This is a genomic window from Micromonospora sp. CA-249363 (assembly GCF_050950185.1).
In the GTDB taxonomy this organism is placed as follows: domain Bacteria; phylum Actinomycetota; class Actinomycetes; order Mycobacteriales; family Micromonosporaceae; genus Micromonospora.
Window position 1 is genome coordinate 4174509 of sequence record NZ_CP192020.1, and the last position, 22038, is coordinate 4196546.

General features: G+C 72.6%; 17 protein-coding genes. 5 read left to right on the forward strand and 12 right to left on the reverse strand.

Annotated elements, in window-relative coordinates; translation table 11 throughout:
• Nucleotides 1–103: 103 nt before the first annotated feature.
• Entirely contained in the window at nt 104–1963 is a 1860-nt protein-coding gene (locus tag ACQPZK_RS18965; protein ID WP_433534267.1) for a bifunctional metallophosphatase/5'-nucleotidase, read from the forward strand.
• Between the two features lie 66 nt (nt 1964–2029).
• Here ACQPZK_RS18965 and ACQPZK_RS18970 read toward each other — a convergent pair whose 3' ends face one another.
• From ACQPZK_RS18970 to ACQPZK_RS19000, 7 genes are read right to left on the reverse strand one after another with little or no spacing between them, the layout of a single operon-like run.
• Nucleotides 2030–3025: a bifunctional lysylphosphatidylglycerol flippase/synthetase MprF gene (locus ACQPZK_RS18970; RefSeq protein WP_433534268.1), complete on the reverse strand. Its 996-nt coding sequence runs from the start codon at nt 3023–3025 to the stop codon at nt 2030–2032.
• An 18-nt stretch (nt 3026–3043) separates the two neighbouring features.
• Nucleotides 3044–5959: an FAD-dependent oxidoreductase gene (locus ACQPZK_RS18975; RefSeq protein WP_433534269.1), complete on the reverse strand. Its 2916-nt coding sequence runs from the start codon at nt 5957–5959 to the stop codon at nt 3044–3046.
• Nucleotides 5959–6474: a hypothetical protein gene (locus ACQPZK_RS18980; RefSeq protein ID WP_433534270.1), complete on the reverse strand. Its 516-nt coding sequence runs from the start codon at nt 6472–6474 to the stop codon at nt 5959–5961. The genes ACQPZK_RS18975 and ACQPZK_RS18980 overlap by 1 nt, the downstream gene beginning before the upstream one ends.
• A gap of 2 nt (nt 6475–6476) precedes the next feature.
• Nucleotides 6477–6965 carry an SRPBCC family protein gene (locus tag ACQPZK_RS18985; protein WP_433534271.1) on the reverse strand — a complete coding sequence of 163 codons (489 nt, stop codon included), beginning with the start codon at nt 6963–6965 and terminating at the stop codon, nt 6477–6479.
• A 1-nt stretch (nt 6966) separates the two neighbouring features.
• Nucleotides 6967–8250 carry an aspartate aminotransferase family protein gene (locus ACQPZK_RS18990; protein ID WP_433534272.1) on the reverse strand — a complete coding sequence of 428 codons (1284 nt, stop codon included), beginning with the start codon at nt 8248–8250 and terminating at the stop codon, nt 6967–6969.
• A gap of 8 nt (nt 8251–8258) precedes the next feature.
• Nucleotides 8259–9389, reverse strand: coding sequence for an acyl-CoA dehydrogenase family protein (locus tag ACQPZK_RS18995; RefSeq protein ID WP_433534273.1), 1131 nt, complete (start codon nt 9387–9389; stop codon nt 8259–8261).
• Nucleotides 9386–10912, reverse strand: a complete 1527-nt coding sequence (locus ACQPZK_RS19000; protein WP_433534274.1) for an aldehyde dehydrogenase family protein — start codon at nt 10910–10912, stop codon at nt 9386–9388. Before ACQPZK_RS19000 ends, ACQPZK_RS18995 begins: the two co-directional genes overlap by 4 nt.
• A 245-nt stretch (nt 10913–11157) precedes the next feature.
• On the opposite strand from ACQPZK_RS19000, the gene ACQPZK_RS19005 reads away from it, so the two are divergent.
• Complete coding sequence (locus ACQPZK_RS19005) at nt 11158–11610, forward strand: hypothetical protein (protein ID WP_433534275.1); 453 nt, start codon at nt 11158–11160, stop codon at nt 11608–11610.
• A 43-nt stretch (nt 11611–11653) separates the two neighbouring features.
• Here ACQPZK_RS19005 and ACQPZK_RS19010 read toward each other — a convergent pair whose 3' ends face one another.
• From ACQPZK_RS19010 to ACQPZK_RS19030, 5 genes are all read right to left on the reverse strand, one after another.
• A complete protein-coding gene (locus tag ACQPZK_RS19010) occupies nt 11654–12580 on the reverse strand; it encodes a lysophospholipid acyltransferase family protein (protein ID WP_433534276.1) in 927 nt (308 codons plus the stop codon).
• A gap of 13 nt (nt 12581–12593) precedes the next feature.
• Nucleotides 12594–14171, reverse strand: coding sequence for a lactate racemase domain-containing protein (locus ACQPZK_RS19015; protein WP_433534277.1), 1578 nt, complete (start codon nt 14169–14171; stop codon nt 12594–12596).
• Nucleotides 14172–14221: 50 nt separating this feature from the next.
• Entirely contained in the window at nt 14222–15481 is a 1260-nt protein-coding gene (locus tag ACQPZK_RS19020) for a zinc-dependent alcohol dehydrogenase (protein ID WP_433534278.1), read from the reverse strand.
• Nucleotides 15478–17802 carry an HAD-IB family hydrolase gene (locus ACQPZK_RS19025; protein WP_433534279.1) on the reverse strand — a complete coding sequence of 775 codons (2325 nt, stop codon included), beginning with the start codon at nt 17800–17802 and terminating at the stop codon, nt 15478–15480. The genes ACQPZK_RS19020 and ACQPZK_RS19025 overlap by 4 nt, the downstream gene beginning before the upstream one ends.
• A 68-nt stretch (nt 17803–17870) precedes the next feature.
• Nucleotides 17871–18623, reverse strand: a complete 753-nt coding sequence (locus ACQPZK_RS19030; protein WP_433534280.1) for an ATP-binding protein — start codon at nt 18621–18623, stop codon at nt 17871–17873.
• Between the two features lie 160 nt (nt 18624–18783).
• Here ACQPZK_RS19030 and larB point away from each other — a divergent pair, with 160 nt between their 5' ends.
• Genes larB through ACQPZK_RS19045 form a run of 3 tightly spaced genes read left to right on the forward strand, consistent with a single transcriptional unit; the run spans nt 18784 to nt 22038 of the window.
• Nucleotides 18784–19440 carry a nickel pincer cofactor biosynthesis protein LarB gene (gene larB / locus ACQPZK_RS19035; RefSeq protein ID WP_433534281.1) on the forward strand — a complete coding sequence of 219 codons (657 nt, stop codon included), beginning with the start codon at nt 18784–18786 and terminating at the stop codon, nt 19438–19440.
• A complete protein-coding gene (gene larC, locus ACQPZK_RS19040) occupies nt 19433–20743 on the forward strand; it encodes a nickel pincer cofactor biosynthesis protein LarC (protein ID WP_433534282.1) in 1311 nt (436 codons plus the stop codon). The genes larB and larC overlap by 8 nt, the downstream gene beginning before the upstream one ends.
• Nucleotides 20744–20751: 8 nt before the next feature.
• On the forward strand, nt 20752–22038 hold the full coding sequence (locus tag ACQPZK_RS19045; protein WP_433534283.1) for a glycosyltransferase: 1287 nt from the start codon (nt 20752–20754) through the stop codon (nt 22036–22038).

Below are 22038 nucleotides of genomic sequence, written 5' to 3' on the forward strand. Positions count from 1 at the left end.
TCGCCATTCACACAGATGACTGACCATGAGCGCGAAGATCAAGCAATCTCCTTCGAGGGCGCCCGGACGGCGCTTCCACCGATGGTTCGATGAGGAGTATCAGTTGCGTTCCCTTTCCTTGCGCGCGGCACTTGCCACAGCCGCGGCGACACTCGTCGTGCTGGGCACCGCGCCGGCACCGGCGCAGGCCGCGCCGACCGAGGTGCAGATCCTCGGCTTCAACGACTTCCACGGCCGCCTGGAGGCGCCCACGGCGGGAGTCGGTGGCGCCGCGCAGATGGCCGGCATGATCAAGCAGTTGCGGGCGGCCAACGACAACACCCTGCTCCTGTCCGCCGGTGACAGCATCGGCGCGTCCCCGTTCATCTCGCTCGTGCAGAAGGACGAGCCCACGATCGACTTCCTCAAGATGATCGGCGTCGACGCGTCGAGCATCGGCAACCACGAACTCGACCGCGGATTCGACGACCTCAACGACCGGGTCATCCCCCGCGCCGGCTTCCCGTACCTGGCCGCGAACGTGTACCGGGGCACCGAGGCCGCTCCCGGCCGCCTGGCGGAGTCCACCGTGCTGACGGTCGGCGGCGTCCGCATCGGCGTCGTCGGCGCGGTCACCCTGGAGACCCCGTCGCTGGTGTCGCCGGCCGGCATCCCGGGCCTGACCTTCAAGGACCCGACCGCCGAGGCGAACCGCGTCGCGGCGAAGCTGAAGGCCGACGAGGACGTGGACGCCGTCGTGCTCCTCGTGCACGAGGGCTCGGAGGCGAGCGGGACGGACGCCGCCGCCTGCGCCGCCGTGGCGGACCCGACCACTCCCTTCGGCAAGATCGTGACCGGCGCCAGCGCCGACATCAACGTCATCATCTCGGGTCACACCCACGTCCCGTACAACTGCGCGTACGACGTGCCGAACCTGGGGCACAAGCGGCCCGTCCTGCAGACCGGCCGGTACGGGGACGCGTTGGACCAGGTCAAGCTCACCATCGCCGACGGCAAGGTGACGGCCGCCGAGGGCGCGCTCCTGCCGATCAAGGGCTATCCGGCGGATCCGGCGGTCACGCAGTTCGTCGCCGACAAGAAGGCCGAGGCCGACGTACAGGGCAAGGTGAAGATCGGCGAGATCACCGCCGACATCAAGCGGGCCGTCACCGCCGAGGGCGTCGAGGACCGTGGCAACGAGTCGACCCTCGGCAACTTCATCGCGGACGTCCAGTTGGAGGGCACCCGCGCGGCCAACCGGGGCGGGGCGCAGATCGCCTTCATGAACCCGGGCGGCCTGCGCGCCGACTTCGTCAAGCGTCCCGACGGCACCGTCACCTTCGCCGACGCCGCCACCGTCCAGCCGTTCGCCAACGACGTGATCACGAAGACGTACACCGGTGCCGAGATCAAGGAGACGCTGGAGCAGCAGTGGCAGCCGGCGGGCGCGTCGCGGCCCTTCCTGCACCTGGGCGTCTCGAAGGGCTTCAGCTACGTCTACGACCCGAACGGTCCCGCCGGTAACCGGGTCATCGCCGACCGGATCTTCCTCAACGGCACGGTCGTCGACCCGAAGGGCACCTACCGGGTGACGGTCAACTCGTTCCTGGCCTCCGGCGGCGACAACTTCAAGGCGCTCGCCGGCGGCGTCGACCCGCTCGCGACCGGCGACAACGACCTCACCGTGCTGGTCGACTACTTCCGGGCGAAGTCTCCGGTCACGGCCGACACGGTGGAGCGCGCGTACACCGTCGACCAGCCGGGCGCCCCGGTCGGCGGCGGTCCCAGCGGTCAGCCCAGCGGCAGCCCCACCGCCGGTCCCAGCGGCGGCACGGGCAACGGCGGTGGGTCCGGCGACCCCGGCCTGCCGATCACCGGCGTCAAGGCCCTCACGATCGCCGGCGCCGGCATCCTCCTGCTGCTGGTCGGCGCGGTCGCGCTCGTCGCGGCCCGGCGGCGGCGCATCCGCCTGACCGTCGAGTGACGCGGAGCTGAAATCGGCGGTCGTCTCCGCAAGCCCCGGTGGCTTTCGGGGACGACCGCCGGTCTGTCACACCGCCCGGGTCAGCCGCAGCAACCGCCAGACGGTACGCAGGGACACGCTCGGGTAGAAGCCGACGTACTCGGGCGTCACCCGTGGCTGCCACTTCTCCTTGAACTCGGCCTGGCTGCGGGCCGGGTAGATCCAGTCGCCGTGTTCGGCGATGAACCCGACCAGCCGGTCCGTACCCCGGTGGCTGCCAGCGGCCGGCTGGTGCCGGGGCGACAGCTCGCGAAACGGCGTGAGGCCCAGGTGCAGCCATCCCACACCCTCGGCCTGGAAACGCTGCAACGCGACCACGAACGCCAGATCGACCGCGCCGGGCGGCGCGTCGGGCTCACGGCGCGTGATGTCGTACAGCCACCCGCCCTCGCGGCCGAACGCCGGGGAGTACGACACGTACGCCACCGGCTCACCGTCGAACATCGCGAGGAACAGCCGGCGTACGGGGTCGTCCCGGCGGGCACGTTCACCGACCAGGAACTCGATCTGCTTGACGTGCCGGCCCTTGTCGGCGAGCCAGCGCGCGTCCATGGCGTCCAGCCGGGCGGTGAGCGCCGCGTCGTACGGCACGTCCCGGCCAGCCTCGACCACGGTGACCCCGGCCCGCCGGGAACGCGCCAACTTGTTACGCACCTTCTCGAACTTGCGGCCGCGCAGACTGAAGCTGTCCAGGTCGATCGAGTAGGCGGCGCCGAGCTGACTGAGCTGGTAACCGAACTCGGCGTACAGGTCGAGGTCGTCCGGGGTGAGCTGGACCGCGCACAACCGCCGGCCCTCCTGCTGGGCCCACCCGTGGAACGCGCCGAGCAGCCGCTTGCGGTCCTCCGGGTCGGCGTAGACGCTGCCCAGTTGCACGGCGTGCCGCCGCCCGGCCGGCCGGTACGCGATGAACCCGTCGAGGCCGGCCATCGTGAAGTGCCGCGTGTCCCGGTTCAGCGACAGCGCGGCGCTGGAGTGCTGCGCGTGCCGACGCAGGACGGCCAGTGCGGTCAACGGTTCCATGGCGGCGGCCTCCACCTCTCAGGGAGCGGACGGGTCGTGACGGGTCGCCGCACGCCGGCGCGCCCACGCGAGCTGGACAAGGTCCACGGCCTCGCGCCCGACGGCCGAGGCGGGTTCGCCGCCGGTGACCCGGTGGGCGACGGCACCCACCAGCCGGGGCAGGGTGAGCAGCCGGTCGGCGTCGAGCCGGTCGCCCATCACGTCGTCGAGCCGACCCACGGCCCGAGGGTTGCGCCGGAGGCCGGCGAGGAACGCGTGCTCCATCGCGGTGACCGTGCCGCCCCGGCCGATGTCCTGGCCGTACCAGTAGTTCGGCAACTCGGCCCGGTCCCGGTCGCGTGCCCACCGGGCGAGCCCCGACGACAGCGCCGCCGGCTGCTCCCAGTGCGCCGTGAGCACCGCCGCGAGTCCGCGGGCGTTCCGCAGCGCGTCGTTGATCCCGTGGCCCAGGGTCGCGTCCTTGGCGTGCCCGGCGTCGCCCACCAGGGCCCAGCCCGGCCCGAACGGCTTTCGGAAGAAGCACGGGTACCGCACCACCCGGTTCAGGTTCCCCACCGGCTCGCCGGAGGCGGCGAGGTGGCCCACCTCCGGGCTGACCGTCTCGACGTGCCGCAGGAACCCGGCCACGTCCCGACCGGCCAACTCACCCTGTAGGCGCTCCGGAGGTTGCGCGATGACCACGAAGTCCTCGGGACCGGTGGGCAGGATCGAGACGATGTGCGCCCCGATGCGGTGCCACAGCAGCGCCGGCGGGATCCGGACGCCGGTGAAGTACCGCCAGAGCAGAGCCCGTTCGCTGCGCGCCGTCAGGTACTGCCGGGCGCCCGCCCACCGGGCCACCGACGAGTTACGGCCGTCCGCGCCCACCACCAGCCGCGCCGACACGTCCTGGACCGACCCGTCGGCGCGCTGCACGGTCACGCCACGCACCACGCCGTCCACGCCGCGCCGCAGCCCGACGACGGCGGTGCCGGTGGAGGTCTTGGCGCCGGCGGCGACCGCCCGCTCCAGCAGGACCTGGTCGAGGACGTCCCGGGGTGGACACAGCCCGGGATCGTCCGGGTGGCGGAAGTGCAACTTCACATCGTCCAGCCGGACCCACACGTCGTGCAGCGGCGGCACACCGAGCCCGACGACGGTGTCGTACACGCCCTCGATCCGCAGGTCCTCGGTGCCGTGCAGGATGTGCGTGGACAGGGTCGGCGCGGGCAGGTCGCCGCGGTCGAACACGGCCACCGACAACCCGGCGGCGGCGAGCCGGGCCGCCAGCGCCGAGCCGGCCACCCGCGCCCCCACGATGACGACGTCGACCTGCTGCTCCGCCGCCCGGTTGCCGGCGACGGCGGAGCCGCCCGTCGCCGCCGGCGGCAACCCGGTGGCCGGGGCCGGTGGCTCCGCGGCCGCACCGACCGGCGGCACCGTCGCGGTGGCCGCTGGCGCGGGGGCCGCGGCGACCGGCAGGTCGGGCGTGGTGGCCGGCCCGGACGCCGCGGAGACCGGCAGCTCCGTCGCCACCGCGACCGGGGGCCGGGTTGGCTCGACGGCCGACGTCGGGTCGGTGGCCGCGACCGGGGTCACGAGGGCGGACGAGCGGCGGGCGGGGGCGATCTTGTCGGCCGCGTCCAGCCCACGCAGGTAGCCGGCCAGCAGCAGATTGCCGACCCGACCCGTCGGCATCAGGCCCGCGGTGCTGCGCAGCCAGGGCAGCTCCGGCAGCGGCGCGGTCGGGTCGGCCGCCTTCGGATTCGAGGCGTCGGCCAGCCGGGGGGCGAGCAGCTCGGCCGTCAGAGCGGAGAGGGCCAGGCCGTGCCCACACCAGGCACCCGCGAACCACACGCCCGGCCGGCCCGGCACCGGACCGACGATCGGCAGCCGGTCGAACGTGGACGCCGTGACGCCGGACCAGAAGTCGGTCACCGGCACGTCCGCCAGCGCCGGGAAGGTCGCGGCGAGCTCGCGTACCAGCCGGTCCCGCACGGCGGCGATGCCGCGCTCGTCGACCCGTGGCTCCAGCAGGGCGGGACCACCGCCGAACAGCAGCCGGCCACGGGCGGTCATCCGCAGGTAGTTGAAGAAGGAACGGCTGTCGATGGCCGCGCCGCGCCCGTCCCAACCGGTCCGCGCCAGCAGTTCGGCGGGTACGGGGCCGGTGCGCAGGACATGGGTACGGATCACCGCGACGTTCCGGGTGAACAGTCCCAGCCCGGTGGTGAAGCCGTCCGTGGTCAGGGCGACCTGTCTGGCGCGTACCCGATGACCGCCGGCCGTCAGCGTGACCGGGTCGCCGCCCGTGATCGCGGTGACCGGCGTGTTCTCGGCGATGCGTACCCCGGCGGTGAGCAGCGCCGTCCGGAGCGCCTGGACCAGCAGCCACGGGTTGACCAGCGCCACGTCGGGATAGCACAACGCGCCGTGGTAGCGGGCGCTGCCGAGCCGTTCGATGGTGCCGTCGCGGTCCAGGTAGGAGGCGCCGAAGCCGAGGTCGCCCAGGGTCTGCGCCTGACGTCGGAGCGATCCGGCGTGTGCGGGGGCCGACGCGGCCACGAGCTGGAAGCCGTCGGTCAGCTCACAGCCGTCGGGCAGGGCGCCGGCCAACCGCCGCAGCGCGGCGATCCCGTCGAGCGTGGCGGCGAACATGGTCCGGGCCCGGTCCCGCCCGTAGCGTTTGACGAGGGTGGTGATCGGGCCGCCCACCCCGGGGCCGACGATGCCCGTGCTGTGTCCGCTGGCGCCGGCGCCGACCTCGGTTGCCTCCAGGACCAGGATGTCGCTCGCGGGCAGATGGTTCGTCAACTGGTACGCCAGCGCGAGCCCGGCCAGCCCACCTCCGAGGACGACGACGGACGCCTCCTCGTCGCCGGCGAGGGCAGGCTGTCGGGCGGCCCGCGGGTCGTCGCGCTGCCAACCGCTCGGCGCGGAGCCCGGCCGGCTCATCAGGCCACCGAGGTGGGTCTCGACGTGGCCGCCGGGACCGGTGCGTCGGTTCGCCCGGCAGGGGTCGGCGACGGACGGCCGGTCACCTCGCGCAGCAGCGCGTCGAAGGCGGGCAGGCGCTTCGGCTCGAACGGCACGCCGAAGGGTTTGAGCTGGTTGCCGAAGAGCGAACGGTCACCGAAGAGGTGGATCGGCACGGCCAGCAGCGCCCACTCCGGCCCGATCAGCCACGCCCACAGCGCCACCACCAGACCCGCGCTGAGCAGGCTGTGCATGCTGTTGTAGAGGACGTAGTACGCCTTGGAGATCCGCCCGTCGGGGCTGCGATGGTAGGCGATCGCGCCGGGGAGGTAGCCGATCAGGTCGATGTAGAGGAACAGCCCGATCGCCGGCAGCCACCGGATCTCGTCCCAGTGCGCGATGAACAGGCCGCTCGCCAGCGCGAGCCCGGCGAACCACTCCGCGCGGTGCAGCCGGGCGGTCGTCGGCGTGTCGAAGGTGTTCAGCTGGTCCATCGTCAGGCCTTTCCGCCGACGCCGGCCGACGCGGTCGCCAGGACGCCGTCCGGGATGGTCACCGCCGGGAACAGTCCCCGGAGGACGTGGTGGATCGTCTCGGTGAGCACCCGCTCGGCGACCGGGTCGATGATGCTGGCGAGGCTCGGCACGCCGAAGTCGAAGCTCGCCACGAACGTCATCGCCACTCCGTCCGGGTCCTGGCGCAGCGTCCAGGCGCCGGAGAACTCGTCGAAGTCGCCGTCGATCTGGTCGAACTCGATCGTGAGACGATCGCGGTCCAGGTCGTCGGCCTCGGTCCAGGCGAGGATCCCGTTGCGGAACAGGACCTCCCACGAGCTGACGACCCGGCCCGCGTCGGCCGGCGACTGCACCGTCACCGTCTGGACGACGTCGACCAGGTGCGGGTAGCGCTCGAAGTCGACCAGTTGGTCGAACACCGTGCCGCCGTCCCCACCGGGTAGGAACGCTTGAATCTCGACCCGTCGCATGTCAGTGGACCCCCAGCCGGTCTGCTGTCGGATAGCGGTGGCCGAGCGTGCGCAGCGCGCCGTCGAACGCGTCGACCAGGAGGGCGACCTCGTCGCCGGAGAGCACCGCGGGTGGAGTGAGGCGCAGCACGGCGCTGGCGTTCAGCGAGTGGTTCACGATCACCCGGGCGTGGAGGAGTTCGAGGATTGCTTCGCCGGCGAGCCCCGGACCGGCGAACTCCACGCCGATCAGCAGCCCGACGCCGCGTACCTCACGCACCAGGTGCGGGTACCCGGCGGCTACCGCCCGCAGGCGGGCCAGCAGCTCGTCGCCGAGCGTCCCCGCGCGCTCGACCAACCGTTCCTCGGTGGCGGCCGCGATCGCCGCGCGGGTCGCGGCCATCGCGATGGGCGCGCCGGAGAACGTCGACGTGTGCAGGAACGGATCCTTGTCGAAGGCCTGGAACGCCTCGGCGGTGGCGAGCACGGCGGAGACCGGCACGATGCCGCCGGACAGGCTCTTGCCGGCCAGCAGCACGTCCGGTGTCACGCCCTCGCGGAGAGCGCCCCACCAGTGGCCGAGACGGCCGACGCCGGTGAGGATCTCGTCGAGCACCAGGAACGCGCCGTGCTCCCGGCACAGTCGGGACACCTCACGCAGGTAACCGGACGGTGGAATGACCACCCCACCCTCGCCCTGCACCGGCTCCATGATCACGCAGGCCGGCGGTCCAGCCGCCAGCACGGTACCCAGCGCCTCGGCGTCGCCGTACGGGACGTGCGTGGCGTCCGGCAACAGCGGGCGGAAGGGGCGCTGGTAGAGGTCCTGCCCGGTGACCGAGAGGGCGCCCATGGTCTTGCCGTGGTAACCGTTGACGGTCGAGACGAGCCTGCGCCGGCCCTGGACCCGGGCCATCTTGATGGCCGCCTCCACGGCCTCCGCGCCGGAGCCCGCGAAGTGCACGCGGGTGAGCCCGGGCGGCGCCACCGCGACGAGCGCCGCCGCGGCCTCGGCCACCGACGGCTCCAGCATCATCCGGGTGGCTATCGGGTGGCTCTGGATCTGCGCGATGACGGCGGCGACCACGGCCGGGTGCCGGGCGCCGTGCAGGAACACGCCGTACCCACCCACGTTGAGAAAGCGGTCGCCGTCCGACGTGTACACCCACGCGCCCTCGGAGCCGACCTCGACGTGCCCGCCGAACATGTCGCCGAGCTTGGCGCGGCCCCGGGACAGGAACCGACGGTAGTTGTCCCGGACCTGCTCCCGTACCTGGTGATCGGTCTCTACGCTGCTGGTGGTCACCACTCCCCCTAACTCACCACGAGCGGCTGGCCGCCGAACCAGGCCGTCAGCTGCCCGGCGGTGCTCACCCGGGACGGCGGATGGAAGGCGACCGCGTGCGACGCGGCGGCCAGATAGGCCACCTCGGGCGAGGAGATGAACGCCATCCCACCGAGCAGGTCCACCGCCCCGCGCACCGCCGTGGCGATCGCGTTGGCGGCGGCGAACCGCACCACGAGCGCCCGGCCGAGTGCGTCGTTGCCGCCGTCGCCGTCGTCGAGGCTCCGTGCCGCGCCGTCCAACATGATCGCCGCGCCCTGCACGGCCGTCGCCACGTCCGCCCGTTCGGTAACCGGTCCCCGGCCGCTGGTGATCGCGCGCTCCACCAGCGCCGACGCCACCCCCAGGTAACACGCGGTCACCAGGAGCTGGAACCAGACGAACCCGATGGTCTGCAGGTCGTCTAGCTGGCCGTCGAGCGCGACCTCCGGGTAGACGAACAGGTCCGGATGCACCTCGACGTCGTTGAGCAGTACGGCGTCGGACTCGGCGCCGGTGAGCACCGACGTCGCCCAGAAGGGCTCGATCGTGATGCCCGGCGACTCCGCCGGGATGAGCGCCACACCCAGGCGGGTGCCGCCGTCGTCGGTGGGCACGGCGACGCTCGCGGTCAGCAGGTCCATCGAGGCGGAGAGGCTGCACGGCCGCTTCGCTCCGGTGACCCGCCAGTTCTTGCCGTCCCGCCGGGCCGTCATGGTGGGCGTCAGGATGCCGCGGCCGGCGTGTCCCTCGGCGAAACCGGACGCGACCAGCCGGCGATCGGTGGCGACCGCCTCCAGCAGCATCCACTCGAAGCCGACGTTCGCCCTGGCAAGCGCCACCAGGCCGGCGACCGAGAACTGGTGCATCGTGGTGGCGACCGCCAGCGACGGCGCCTGGGCGGCCAGGGCGCGGGTGACCCGCACGGCCTGGAGGGCGGACGCGCCGAGCCCCTGGTACGTCTTGGGCACCACCAGACCCGCGCCGCCGGCCTCCCGGAAGAGGGCGACGCCCGGGCCACCCGGGCGCTCCAGCTCCATCAGGGGAACCTCGCCGAGCCTCTTGAGCAGGCCCGGAAGCAGCATGTCGCAGGTGTCCCGCTCGGTGTCGAGAAAACTCATGCGGCCAGACCCTCCCGCTCGGCACGCAGCGGGGAGGCGAGTGCCGCCCGCCGGGGTTGGACGTCGCGGCCGATGCTGATGCCCTGCAGGTGCGACGTCCGCAGCATTGGATAGTTGCTCTCGCCCAGCGGGCCGCCGGTCAGGCCGGCGCCACCGTGGGTGGACAGGTACGGGACGAAGCCGATGTGCGAGTCGTTGATCTTGAGCAGGCCGCCGTTGTGCACCCGGGCGACGAACTGCTCGACGGTGGACTCGTCGCCGGTCCAGACCGAGTTGCGCAGGGCGTACTCGTTGGCGTTGAGGAAGTCGATGACGTCGTCGAGCAGGCCGTCGCCGTGGTCCGGGTCGGGCACCACCACCGGCAGCAGCGGAAAGAAGGTCTCCCGGGCCACCGCCCACACCGCCCGGGCGTCGGCCAGGCCGTTGACCCGCAGGACGGTCGGCTCGACGAACACCCCGGTGGACGAGATCGAGCCGTCCAGCTCCATCCGGTTACCACCGGCGAGCACCTCGGCGCCGCACTCGGTGGCCTGCTCGACGTACCGATTGAACTGGTCGCTCTTGAGCACCGGCGACAGCAGCACGTCCGGGTCCTCGGGACGACCGGGCCGGATCTTGCGGGCGTGGCTGATCAGGCGGGCCAGCAGGCGGTCCGCGATGGCCGGATGGGCCACCACGTAGTTGGGGACCATGCAGATCTGGCCGGACCCGAAGAAGCTCTCGGTGAGCGCTTCGGCGGCACGGTCCAGGTCGGCGTCGTGCCACACCACGCAGCCGTCGTTGCCGGCCAACTCGAGGATCGGCTTCTTGCCCCGGCGGACCGCCTCCTCACCGAGCGGGATGCCGAGCTCGCTGCTGCCGAAGTAGAAGATGTCGTCCACGAGCGGACTGGCCAGGAACTGGTCGAGGATCCGCTTGGGTGGGCCGCAGACCACGTTCAGGGTGCCGGGAGGCGCGCCGACCTCGTCGAGGATCGGCGCCACGATCTCGCGCAGCACGAACATCACGCCGTAGGGGCTCCCGCGCGGCGCCTTCACGACGAGCGCGTTGCCGGCGGCGAGCGCGGGCACCCCGAGCAGCGAGTTGACCGCCGCCGCGTTCTGCGGTGGGCTCAGCGCGACCACGCCGTCGGGCTTGCGTACCACCAGCAGACGCCGGTTCGCGTCCTCGTACTCCCGGTGCATCTGCTCCGCGCACAGCCCGATCGTCTCGGGGCTGGTGCCGTGCAGGCAGCCGGCCAACTCCCACTCGGCGAGCGCGCGGGGGTGGCCCTCGTGGACGAGGACCTCCACCACCTCGTCGTGGCGCCGACGCAGCTCCTCGTGCAGCCGGTGCGCCACCTGGAGCCGTACCCGAAGAGGCATCGCGCCCCAGACGGGCGCCGCCGCCGCGGCGGCCTGGATGGCCTGCTCGACGACGGCCTCGTCGGCCACCGCGCAGCGGGCCAGGACACTCGCGTGGTCGTCGCCGTCGTGCCGACGACCACGGTCCAGGTCACGCTTGAGGGAAAGCTGCGGCAGCATGTCGTCGAGCACCGCCGAGGCGCGCAGGCAATGTACCCACTTCTCCGCTGGAACGTCCTGACCTGCGATGTAGGACCCGTACGATCGCAACGTCGCAGCCCCCTCCCGTATAAGCCAGTCTGTGCTACTAATTCATTGGCCGAGGAACGGTCGAACCATAGATGCCCGCGTTGAAGGGTGTCAACGAACCTTTGAGCAGAGGCAAGATGCCGACACACGACGCAGAAGAGCCCAGGAAGAGCCCCATGCGGTGGATTCGGATCGGTTCGGCACTACTGGCCGCGCAGATGCTCGCCCTCGGCGTGCCGGCGTCCGTCGCGCCACGGTGGTTCTTCGACTGGTTCCCGTTCGGCGCGGGCTGGGTGGCCGCCGGTGGCCCGTACAACGAGCACCTGTTGTCCGACCTGGGCTACGCCTACCTGGCGTTGGCGGTCGTCCTCGGATGGGCGGCCGCGCGGCCGGTGCGGGAGTTGTGTCTCGCCGCAGCGGCCGCGTCGGTTGTCGCGAACACGCCACACCTGCTGTTCCACCTGGCCCACGCGGAGGCGCTGCCGACCGTCGACAGCGTCGCGGAGAACGCCCTGTTGGCCGGCGCCGTCGTGGTGGGACTGGCGGTCTTCTTCGCCGCGTACCGTCTCCGGCCCGGCGACGCGGTCGCCGGGCCGGCACCCACCGACCTCCCGCGCGAGCGGCCGTAGCCCGGCGGCGGATTCCCTGACCGGTGGTGGCGGTGCTGCCCGGTCAGGACCGGCTGGTCGGCCAGATGCGACGGGCCGGGCGGCCGTCGGCCGCGGGAAGCGGGCGCGTCGACTCCCACAGCCGCCGCCACTCGGCGGCCTGCGGCCCGGCAGTGGACGCGACCGCGGCGGCCGGCGCGGTCCGCAGTGAGCGGTACCAGCCGACCTCCTCCTCCACCCACAGTCGACCGATCGCGGCGGTCATCCGCTCGTGGAACGCCCGCGCTCCCTCGCCCTCCCGGGGCCACAGTGGCCGGCCGTAGCGCACCACGACGGTACGCCGGCCCGGCACCGGCCAGTTCCGGCCCCGCGGCATGGCACCGAACGTGCCCCGCAGCGCCACCGGCACCGCCGGCACGTTGTGCGTGCAGCACAGGTGCGCCGCGCCCAACCGCATCCCGCTCATCCAACCGTCGGTGGACCTGCTGCTCTCCGGGAACAGCAGCAGGCTCCAACCGTCGCCGAGCAGCTTGGTGGCGAGGCTGCGCAGCCGCCGGTCGCCCTGCCGCTCGATCGGGAACGCGTTGAACACCAGCGACGTCACGACCGCGCGCCAGCGTGCGTCGAAGAAGTAGTCGGCGGCGGCCCCGACGGCCAGCCGCCGCGCGAACCGGCGGGGCACCGAGCCGAGGATCAGCGGCGTGTCCAGGTGACTCGCGTGGTTGGAGACGAAGACGGCGGGCCCCTGCAGACCGTCGAGGTACTCGGTGCCGCGGATGACCGGATGGGTCTGTGTCCAGGCCACCGACTTGAGCACGCCCCGCTGGAGGCCGAAGCGGACCGCCCCCGCCGCCCGGGTACGCGCCCAGGCGGTGGGGAACTCGGCACGCTCGCGGCGGATCTCGTACGGCTCGGCGGAGCGAGGGGTCGTCGCCCGGCCACGCCAGTCGCGGCGGCCGCGCAGCAGCCTCACCTCGTCGATCAGGCGCACGTCGCCTCCCGGGTCATCGGACGTCCGCCAGCGTCACCGGCGGGGCGTGCAGGTAGGTGATGCTCGGGCTCGACCCGACGGTGTCGCGCGCCATCTCCAACGCGTCGGCGAGCGAGGACGCCGCCCGGAAGCCCATCACCGCCGCCGTCTTCCGGTCGGCGCCGACGAAGATCACGTCGCCGAGGTGCTCCATCGCGTGCGCTCCCCAGTACCACATGTAGAACGGGTGCACGCCGTGGTACGCGTAGCTGGTCCGGTACAGGTGCCGGTACCAGGGGTCCTGCGCGTACTGCTGCTCGTACTTCGCCTCGATCGCCGCCGGGTCGGTGGTCTGCGGCAGGACCTCCTCGAAGAAGTCGATGTAGCTGGGGTGGTGCACCGGGTGGAACTCCTTGGGCATCGGGTGGTAGAAGATGCCGACCCCGCCGCGCCGCACGATGGGCTGGTTGCGGTAGAGGTTGAAGAAGTAGCCCAGGCCCAGCGACATCACCAGGATCGGGTTCATGATCGAGTTGACGTTGTACGGGCAGATGAAGGGCAGTCCCCACACGCCGATGTCACTCTGACCCTGCACCTCGGTGAGCTGCTGACGGTGCACGTTGGCGAGCGTGAGCGGGTGGACCGAGTCCGGCCGGCCCGCGTTGACCCCGGTCACCCCGTACGGCGCGTCGTTGTTCTGCCAGACGCGTCGGCGCAGCTTGGCCGGCGTCAGATCGTTGGCCCGCTTGGCGGCCAGGTAGGAGAGCTGGTCGCCGATCCCCCACTCCCACTCGCGCTTGTTGAGGAAGCCGACCTGGTTGGGGAACGAGTCGAGGTTCAGCGTGGTCTCGACCGTGAAGACCTTGACCGCCTCGCCCAGCACCTCGGCCATCCGGTCGTACGAGTGGTGCATGGCCGAGTTCGGAGGGTCGTTGAAGGAACGCGAGTGGCGCAGCGTGTGGACGTTGTGGTGGTGGCGCAGACTCTTGTAGGAGCCGAGCCCCACGGTGACCGACTTGCTGCCGCCGCTCATCGCGGTGAGGTTGATGTTGGCGTAGACGATGAGATCGCTCTCGGCCGCCCGCCGGTTGATCTCCACGTCCTCGCCGTGGGGGGTGGTGCCGAGGTGGACCAGACCGTCCGGATCCTCGGCGTCATGATTCTTCAGATGCTTCGGGAAGAACGCGCGGAAGACCCGCTCGCCGACGATCCGCTTCAGCTCGGCCGGCGTCATCCGCCGGTGCAGCGAGTTCGCCGCGATCAGCTCGACGTCGTCCACACCGGCCTCGGCGGCGAGCTCCAGCACGTTCTCGATCACCCGCTGCCTGATGTCCGGCGGGCGCATCTGCGGCAACGGGAGCGACAGGTCGTCGAAGACGATCGTCAACCGCATCCCGGGGCGTAGCAGGTCGGGCAGCGGCGGCGAGTCCACCGGGTGCAGCAGCGCGCGCTGGATGGCGGCGTCGACGTTGGCGATGGGCGGAAGCGAGTCCGGCGGGTACACCACCCGCGTGCCGAGCGGGAACCGCTCGAGGAGGAAACCCTCCCCCTGATGGACGAGCAGCGGCGGCGTACGCTCGTCGACCTCGAGCACGAAGCCAGGTCTGCTCATGAAATGTCCTTTCGTCGTTCCGGCTCGTGCGTGTGCGTCAGGCTGCTCATTCAGTTGCGACTGGGGTCGAAGGCGACCTTGACGGCGCCCAACTGCCCAGCCTTGGCGGCGTGGCCGAGCGCCTCGCGCCACCGCGACAGCGGATAGATCGCGTCGACGTAGCCGTCCAGGGGCGCCTCGGCGGCCAGCGCCATCGCCTCGGCGAACGTGCCGCCGACGTGCTCGCCCGTCTCCTGCGCATCGGCGTCGGGCTCGGCGGTCGGGCTCGCCGCCGCGCTGCCGCTGGAGGCGTACGACCCGACGAGGTTCAGCTCTCGGAACCAGACGGGTGTCAGATCCACCCCGCCGGAGGGCATGCCGGACAGCAGCACGGTGCCACCGGCCCGGACCAGCCGCAACGCCATGTCCAGGCCGGCCCCGGCACCGGTGCACTCGAAGGCCACGTCCGCCCCGCCGAGGAGGAAGTCGCCGCCGATCATGGGTTGCTCCAGCGTCCCGCCACAGGCGCGCCGCACCGCGCGAGCCGCGCGGGACGGCTGGAACACCTCGGTGGCCCCGAGCTCGCGGGCCCGGGCGTGCTGGTGCGCGTGCTTGGCGACCACGTAGATGGGGCCGGCCTTGGTCAGGGCCCGCAACGCCAGCAGAGTCAACAGGCCGACCGTGCCGGCGCCGACGATCAGCACGGCCGCCCCGGCCGGCACCTGCGCGCGGTGGACCGAGTGCACCGCGCAGGCCAGCGGCTCCACGAGCACCGCCCGGCGGTCGTCCATCGCGTCCGGTACGGCGTGCAGCTGGGCCGCGTGTGCGACCATCTGCCGACCCCAGCCACCGCCGGTGTCCGTGCAGTAGCCGGTCTGCAGGCCGGCGGAGACACGACCGGCGGTCACCCGGTCACACCGGCTGTGCTGCCCCGCGAGACACCAGCGGCAGGGCTCCCCGCCGCGTACGGCGCAGGACAGCACCGGGTCGACCACCACGCGGCTGCCCTTGGGCAGGTTGGGCAGGTCGTCCAGGGTCTCCGCGACAACCTCGTGCCCCGGCACGAAGGGCATCGACACGACCGCGCCGAAGTACGGCGACGAGCGGCCCGTCAGCAGGCTGACGTCCGAGCCGCAGATGCCGGAGAGCAGCGGTCGCAGCCGGACCCAGTCGCCTGACGGCAGGCTGGGCTCGGCCCGGTGCACCAGGCGCAGGGGCGCGACGTTGCTGGCGAGCACCCCGGACATCCGGCCGCCGAGTTTGGTGGAACTGGCGCCCCGGGCGGCAAGGAAGCGGGGAGTCGACTGGCGGTACTCCAGGGCCGGCATCATCGGTCCGCTCCCCGCGCGCCGGGGCCGGCGGCCGAGGTGGTCAGCTCGACCATGGTCTCGACCGCGCCGACCGTGTGCCCGCCCCACTCCTCGATGCGCCAGTTCTGGCGCTTCGCGTGGCGGTACAGCTTGGGATCGGGGTTGACGGCCACCGGGTTGCCCACCCCCTCAAGAAGTGATCGGTCGGAGAAACTGTCGCCGTACGCGTACGAGCTGCGCAGGTCCGCGCCGATGTCGTCGGCGTGGTGGCGGAGCCAGGCCAGGCGGGCCTCGCCCACCAACGGCGGTGAGGCCAGAAAGCCGGTCAGGACGCCGTCGCGCACGTGCAACCGGCTCGCGACCACGTCGTCGAAGAGCGGTCGCAGCGACTCGATGAGGATGTCCGCGGTGCCGGTGATCAGGATGGTGCGGTGGCCGGCCGCACGGTGGGCCCGGATCTGCCGGATCGCCTCCGGCAGCGCCCGCCGCAGCAGCGCGTCACCCATCCGTTCACGGATCAGATCGCGCAGCGCCTCCTCGGAGGCGCCGGCGTACCGCCGCATGAAGGTCCGGATGAACTCGCCCCGGCTGCGCTGTTCGGCGCGCAGGTAACGCGGCGCGGCGCCGGCGAGCGCCGCGAGTTCCTTGGCCCAGCCGCCCTTCGGGCGGTCGGACAGGCGGGCCCACAGGAAGGTCTCGATGAGGTTGGACGCCACCACCGTGCCCTCCAGGTCGAAGACCGCCACCGTGTCGCGACCCTCGGGCAGCGGCCCACGCGCGCCGGAACGGGGACGCCGGGTCACCGACTGCCGCAGCAGCGCGGTGATGGCCGGGCAGTGCACCTCCTGGAGGTAGTGCGGCCAGTCCACCTCGGCGACGTCGAAGCTGCCCCGGCTGACGACCTCCTCGGGCACCTGCTGGTGCAGCGCCAGCACGTTGCTGTCGGTGTAGATGGCCTCGACCTCGGTGTAGACGCCGTAGAGGTCGGACAGCCGGCGCAGCGACTCGATCCGCTTGGTTTCCTTGTGCACCTTCGTCATCCAGTCGCGGGTGCGCGGCGAGGCTGGCAGTCGCAGGAGCGCCCGTTCGGCGAAGGACACGGCACGCTCACCGGCGCGCAGCCTGCGCTCGATCTGGCTCGCGCCGGGGAAGCGCCAGGTCGGCACCGCGATGTGACCCCGGCCCGCCTCGGGCAGCGGGTGACGGCGGAAGTAGTTGCGGATGTTCTCGTCGAGCTGGCGTTGGGTGAGCGGGTTCCGCGCGCCGGTGCCGACGTGGTAGTAGACCGGCGCGGCGGGCTCCGGCTCGACGGCCGCGACCGCCAGCAGGGCGTTGGTGACCAGGTCGATGGGGACGATGTCCACCACCGCGTCGGGCAGGCCCGGGAAGTCGGGAAGCGTGCCGCGCCCGTACGACAGGATGATCGGGTCCACCATCTTGAAGGAGTCGAACCACCCGGGAAACGGGTGACGCAGCGCGCTCTGCACGATCGCCGGGCGCACCACGGAGAGGCGCAGCCCCTCGTCGCGGGCGTACTGCTCGGCGACCCGCTCCCCCAGCGCCTTGGTGAACGTGTAGACGTCCGGCCAGCCGACGCTGTGCGCGCGCAGCCGACCGTAGTCGACCAGCCGCTCGGTCACCTTGCGACGCCGTGCCTCCTCGGCGGCCCGCGCCGTCGCCTGCGGGCCGGCCTTGCCGTGCTCGGCGCGGGCCTCGGCCAGGAGCGCCCGGAGCGCCTCCGGACGGCGGGAGGCGCGCTCCACCTCGGCGCGGGCAGCCAGCGCGGCGGTCAGCTCGGCCTGCCAGTCGACGTCGTGGTCCAGCGGGGCCTCCGGAACCACGCCCTTGCGGGCGCCGGCCACGTACGCCGTGGAGACGTGGACCACGTGCGGGCGTCGCGGCAGTGCGACGACCGCGTCGTAGAGGTTGACCAGGCCGCCGACGTTAACCTGGAACGCCTCGTCGATGGGCGGGTCGAAGGACACGGTGGACGCGCAGTGCAGGACGGCGGTCAGGTCGTCCGGCAGCGCCGGCACCGAGCCGGTGAGGTCGCCTTCGAGAACGCTGACCCGCTCGGCCAGCAGTTGCGTGAGCGCCGGCCCGCCGATCCGGCGGCGCAGCGTGCGGAACACCGGCTTGCGGCCCAGGCCGGCGACGCGGTCGGCGCCCGACGTCGCGCCGCGACCGCGCACCAGCACCGTCACTCGGGTGTTGGGGTGGTCGGCGAGAAGCCGTTCCAGCGCTGCCTGCCCGAGGAACCCGGTCACCCCGGTGAGCAGGACGTGGGCACCATCGAGAGACCAGTTCGGCGTGGCGGGTCGGTCACCCGGGTTGTAATTCACCAGATGAGGATAGCGTCAAACGGGCCGCGCGTCAGCCCACCGATTCGCGGAAAAAACGACGCCCTCGGTCAGCGCCAGCGGTCCGGATCGTCGAGCAGCTCGTTCATCGATCCGGAACGGAACGCCTCCACGGTGAGCGGCACGTCGGGGAAGCCGGCCGCCCGGATGGCGGCGGCGAGCCGCTGGTCGGCGCGGGCCCGTTCCACGACGGGCGCGTCGACCTCGAGGCGTACGCCGTCGCCCAGGTCACGGACCCGCAGGTCGACGACCCCGTGCGGGTCCAGCAGGCGGCGGGCGGCCAGCTCGGCCATCTCCACCCGGGCCAGTCGAGCCGGCGAGATGGGCACGCCGAACGCGATCCGGCTGGCCAGACACGCGGCGGCCGGCTTGGCTGCCGTGTCGAGCCCCCAGAGCGCCGCGATCGCGCGTACCGCCGGCTTGTCCAGCCCGAGGTCCGCAAGCGGCGTGCGGGCCGCGCGCTCGGCCGCGGCGGCGATCCCCGGCCGGAACCCGGCGGCCAGGTCCGAGGCGTTGGTGCCGGTCACCACGGTCGTGAAGCCGAGCCGGTCAGCCAGCTCGCGCACGGTGTCGATGAGCGTGCTCTTGCAGAAGTAGCACCGGCGCGGGCCGTTCTCGCGGTAGCCCTCGACCTCCAGCTCGCGGGTGCCGAGGACGTGGTGCGCCACGCCGAGCCGGGCGCAGAAGTCGCGGGCCGCGGCGACCTCGGCGGCGGGGACAGCTGCCGAAACCGCTGTCACCGCAGCGACGTCGGCCGGTTCCAGAGCCCGCACCGCCGCCGCGACGGCGACGCTGGAGTCCACGCCACCGGAGAATGCGACGAGCGTTTTGCCGTATCGTGTGAATTCCGCGACGAGCTGATCCGCGGCCCCCCAGGCCCATCCATCAGGTCTCACAGCTCGACAGTACTGGAAGGAGCGTGAGGTGTCCGCACCGGAATTCATCGACCTAGGATTCGCACGGATGGACGTGGACCGTCTGTCGCGCACCGGCGACCCCGAAGTGGTGTACGGCGCGGGCAAAACCCCTGAACAGGTGACCGGGGCGATGCACGCGTTGCGCGTCGCCCACCCCGACACGCCGATCCTCGCCACCCGGCTCACCGACGCCACCATGGCGCGGTGCGCCGACGAGTTCGGCGCCGACGTGGTGGATCCGGTGTCCCGGACCGCGGTGGTGGGTCCCGCACGCACGCCCGTGGGCACGGTCGCCATCGCCTGCGGCGGCACGAGCGACCTGCCGGTCGCCCGCGAGTGCGCGGCCACCGTGGCGGTCTTCGGCGCCCGGGCCGATCTCGTGGTGGACGTCGGGGTGGCCGGCCTGCACCGGTTGCTGGCCGAGCGGGACCGCATCGCCCGCGCCGACGTGGTGGTGGCCATCGCCGGGATGGAGGCCGCGCTGCCGTCGGTCCTCGGTGGACTGGTCGGCAGCCCGCTGATCGCGGTGCCGACCAGCGTCGGGTACGGCTGGCACCTGGACGGCCTGACGGCATGGCTCGGCATGCTCAACTCGTGCGCCCCCGGTGTGCTGACCGTCAACGTGGACAACGGCTTCGGCGCGGGCGTCGCCGCCGCCCGGATCGCCCGCCGCACGCCGAGCTGCGCAGGCGCGAATGGCTGAGGCGCAGGCGACGGCCGACGGAACCAACCCGCCGGCATCGACCACCGCCCTCTGGGTGGACCCCAGCAACGGCGCCGCCGGCGACATGCTGCTGGCGGCGCTGCTCGACGCCGGCGCGAGCCTGTCCGCCGTCGAGCAGGGCGTGGCGCGACTCGCGGTGGAGCCGGTGACGCTGAAGCTGGAGAGCGTACGCCGACACGGCCTGCGCGCCGCCCACCTGGTCGTCACGGCGCCCGACAGCGGCACCCACCGCGATCTCGCCGCGGTGACCGCGATCATCGACCGGGCGGCGCTCCCGCCGGCGGTGCACGACTTCGCGGTCGCCGCCTTCACCACCCTCGCGCATGCCGAGGCGCGGGTGCACGGCGTACCCCTGGCGGACATCCACTTCCACGAGGTCGGCGCCCTCGACGCGGTGGTCGACCTGGTCGGTTGCGCGCTCGCGCTCGCCGACCTGGGCCTCCTCGACGCTCCGATCCGGGTGGTCGGCCCGGTCGCGGTGGGCTCCGGCGTGGTCCGCACCGAGCACGGCCCGATGCCGGTGCCCGTACCCGCCGTCCTGGAGATCCTCTCCGGCGCGGGCGCCCCGATCGCCGCCCATCCGGCCGCGATGGAGCTGTGCACACCGTCGGGCGCCGCCCTGCTCGCCACACTGGCCACCGGCTGGGGGCCGCCACCGGCGTTGGTGCCCCGCGCGGTCGGGGTCGGCGCCGGCACCAGGGACCCGGCCGGCCACCCCAACATCCTGCGGGTGCTGGTGGGCGCCTCGGCGGTCCCGGACGCGGACGACACGCCCTGGCAGGGCGAACCGCTGCACCGGGTCGACACCACCATCGACGACGTGGACCCTCGGATCTGGCCGGATCTGCTGGAGCAACTGCGGGCCGTGGGCGCGGCGGACGCCTGGTGCACGCCGGTGCTGATGCGCAAGGGGCGGCCGGGGCAACTGCTCAGCGTGCTGGCCGCGCCGGCGCAGCTCGACCTGGTCTGCCGGCTGGTGTTCACCTACACGGGCACGCTCGGCGTGCGGGTGTCCACCGTGCAGCGACGTCGGCTGCGCCGCGACCAGATCGCCATGCCGTACGGCGACACCGCCGTACGGGTCAAGCGCGGCTACCTGGGTGACCGTCTGGTCAGTGTGCAACCGGAGTACGACGACGCCCTGGCGGTCGCCCGGCGCGCCGACGTGCCGGTCGCCCGGGTGCTGGACGAGGTCCGCGCGGTGGCCCGCGGCGTCGGCCCGTCGCCGGCGGCCGACCCGCTCCCGGAGGCCGACCCCCTTCCGGAGGCGACGACCGCATGATCTGCCTCATGCCGCACTGCGGCTTCCTGTCCGCCACCTCGCGCATGTTGGAGATCTACCGGGCGCTGCGCCAGCGTGGGGTGACCGCCCGCATCGCCACGCACGGCGGCACCTACGAGCACGTGCTCCGTGACGTCGGCGTCCCGTACGACATCGTCGGTGAACGGATGACGCCGCAGCGGTGCGAACGGTTCATCCGCGACGAGATCGGCATGGGGTACGTCGGTCAGAGCATGTACACCGACCGGGAGATGCGTGACTACGTCACCGCCGAGACCGAGTACTTCCGCCGGCACGACATCCGCACGGTGGTCACCGGCTTCACGCTGACCACCCTGCTGTCGACCCGGCTGGCCGGCGCCCGGCTGGTCACCGAGCACGCCGGCAGTTGGGTACCGCCGCTGTTCGAGCGCGGCATGCTGCCGGCGCCGAGCCAGGCGCACTTCGGCCTGCTGCCGTCGCCGCTGCTGCGGTGGTTGTCCAACTCCCTGCCATCCCGGGTCGGCTTCTACTGCGGCGGGTTCAACCGGCTGGCCGCCGACCTGGGCGTACCACCCGTGCCCAGCCTCGCCGCGCTCGTCCTCGGCGACCTGGCGCTCATTCCGGAGGTGCCGGAGGTGCTGGGCGTGTCCGCCACCGAGGTGGCCGACTGGCGGCCGGACGGCCGGTCCGGCTACCGGGCGAGCACCCGGCTGCGCTGCGTCGGGCCGCTCTACGCGCGGCTCGACCTGCCGTTGCCGGAGCGGGTCGCCCGTTTCCTCGCCGAGCCGGGGCCGGTCGTCTACGTGGCGGTCAATTCGGCCGAGGTCGGCTTCGTGCGACGCGTGGTGACGACCGTCGCCACCCTGCCGGTGCGGGTGCTGGTCGCCGGCACCCATCACGACCTGCACGACATGGCCGGCGACCGGGTCATGGTCGGCGGTGTGCTGCCCAGCCACCTGATCATGCCGGAGGTGGACCTGGCGATCACCGCCGGTGGGCAGGGCAGCGTGCAGACGGCGATGTCCGGTGGCACGCCGGTGCTCGGCTTCCCGCTGCAACCTGAGCAGGACCTCAATCTCGCGCTGCTGGAACGGGTCGGCGCGGCACGCCTGCTGGCGCCGAGGCACGTGGGCGCGAGGCTGGCCCCGCTCGCCGCGGAGATGCTGGCCGACCCGTCCTACCGGAAGGCGGCCGAGCGGGTCCAGCGCTGGTACGCGGACACCGACGGGCCTGCGAACGCGGCCGAGGCCATCCTCGCGCTGCACGATGCCGGCGAGGCCGATCCCATCGGCCCCGCCGGCGTGCTCGGTTGA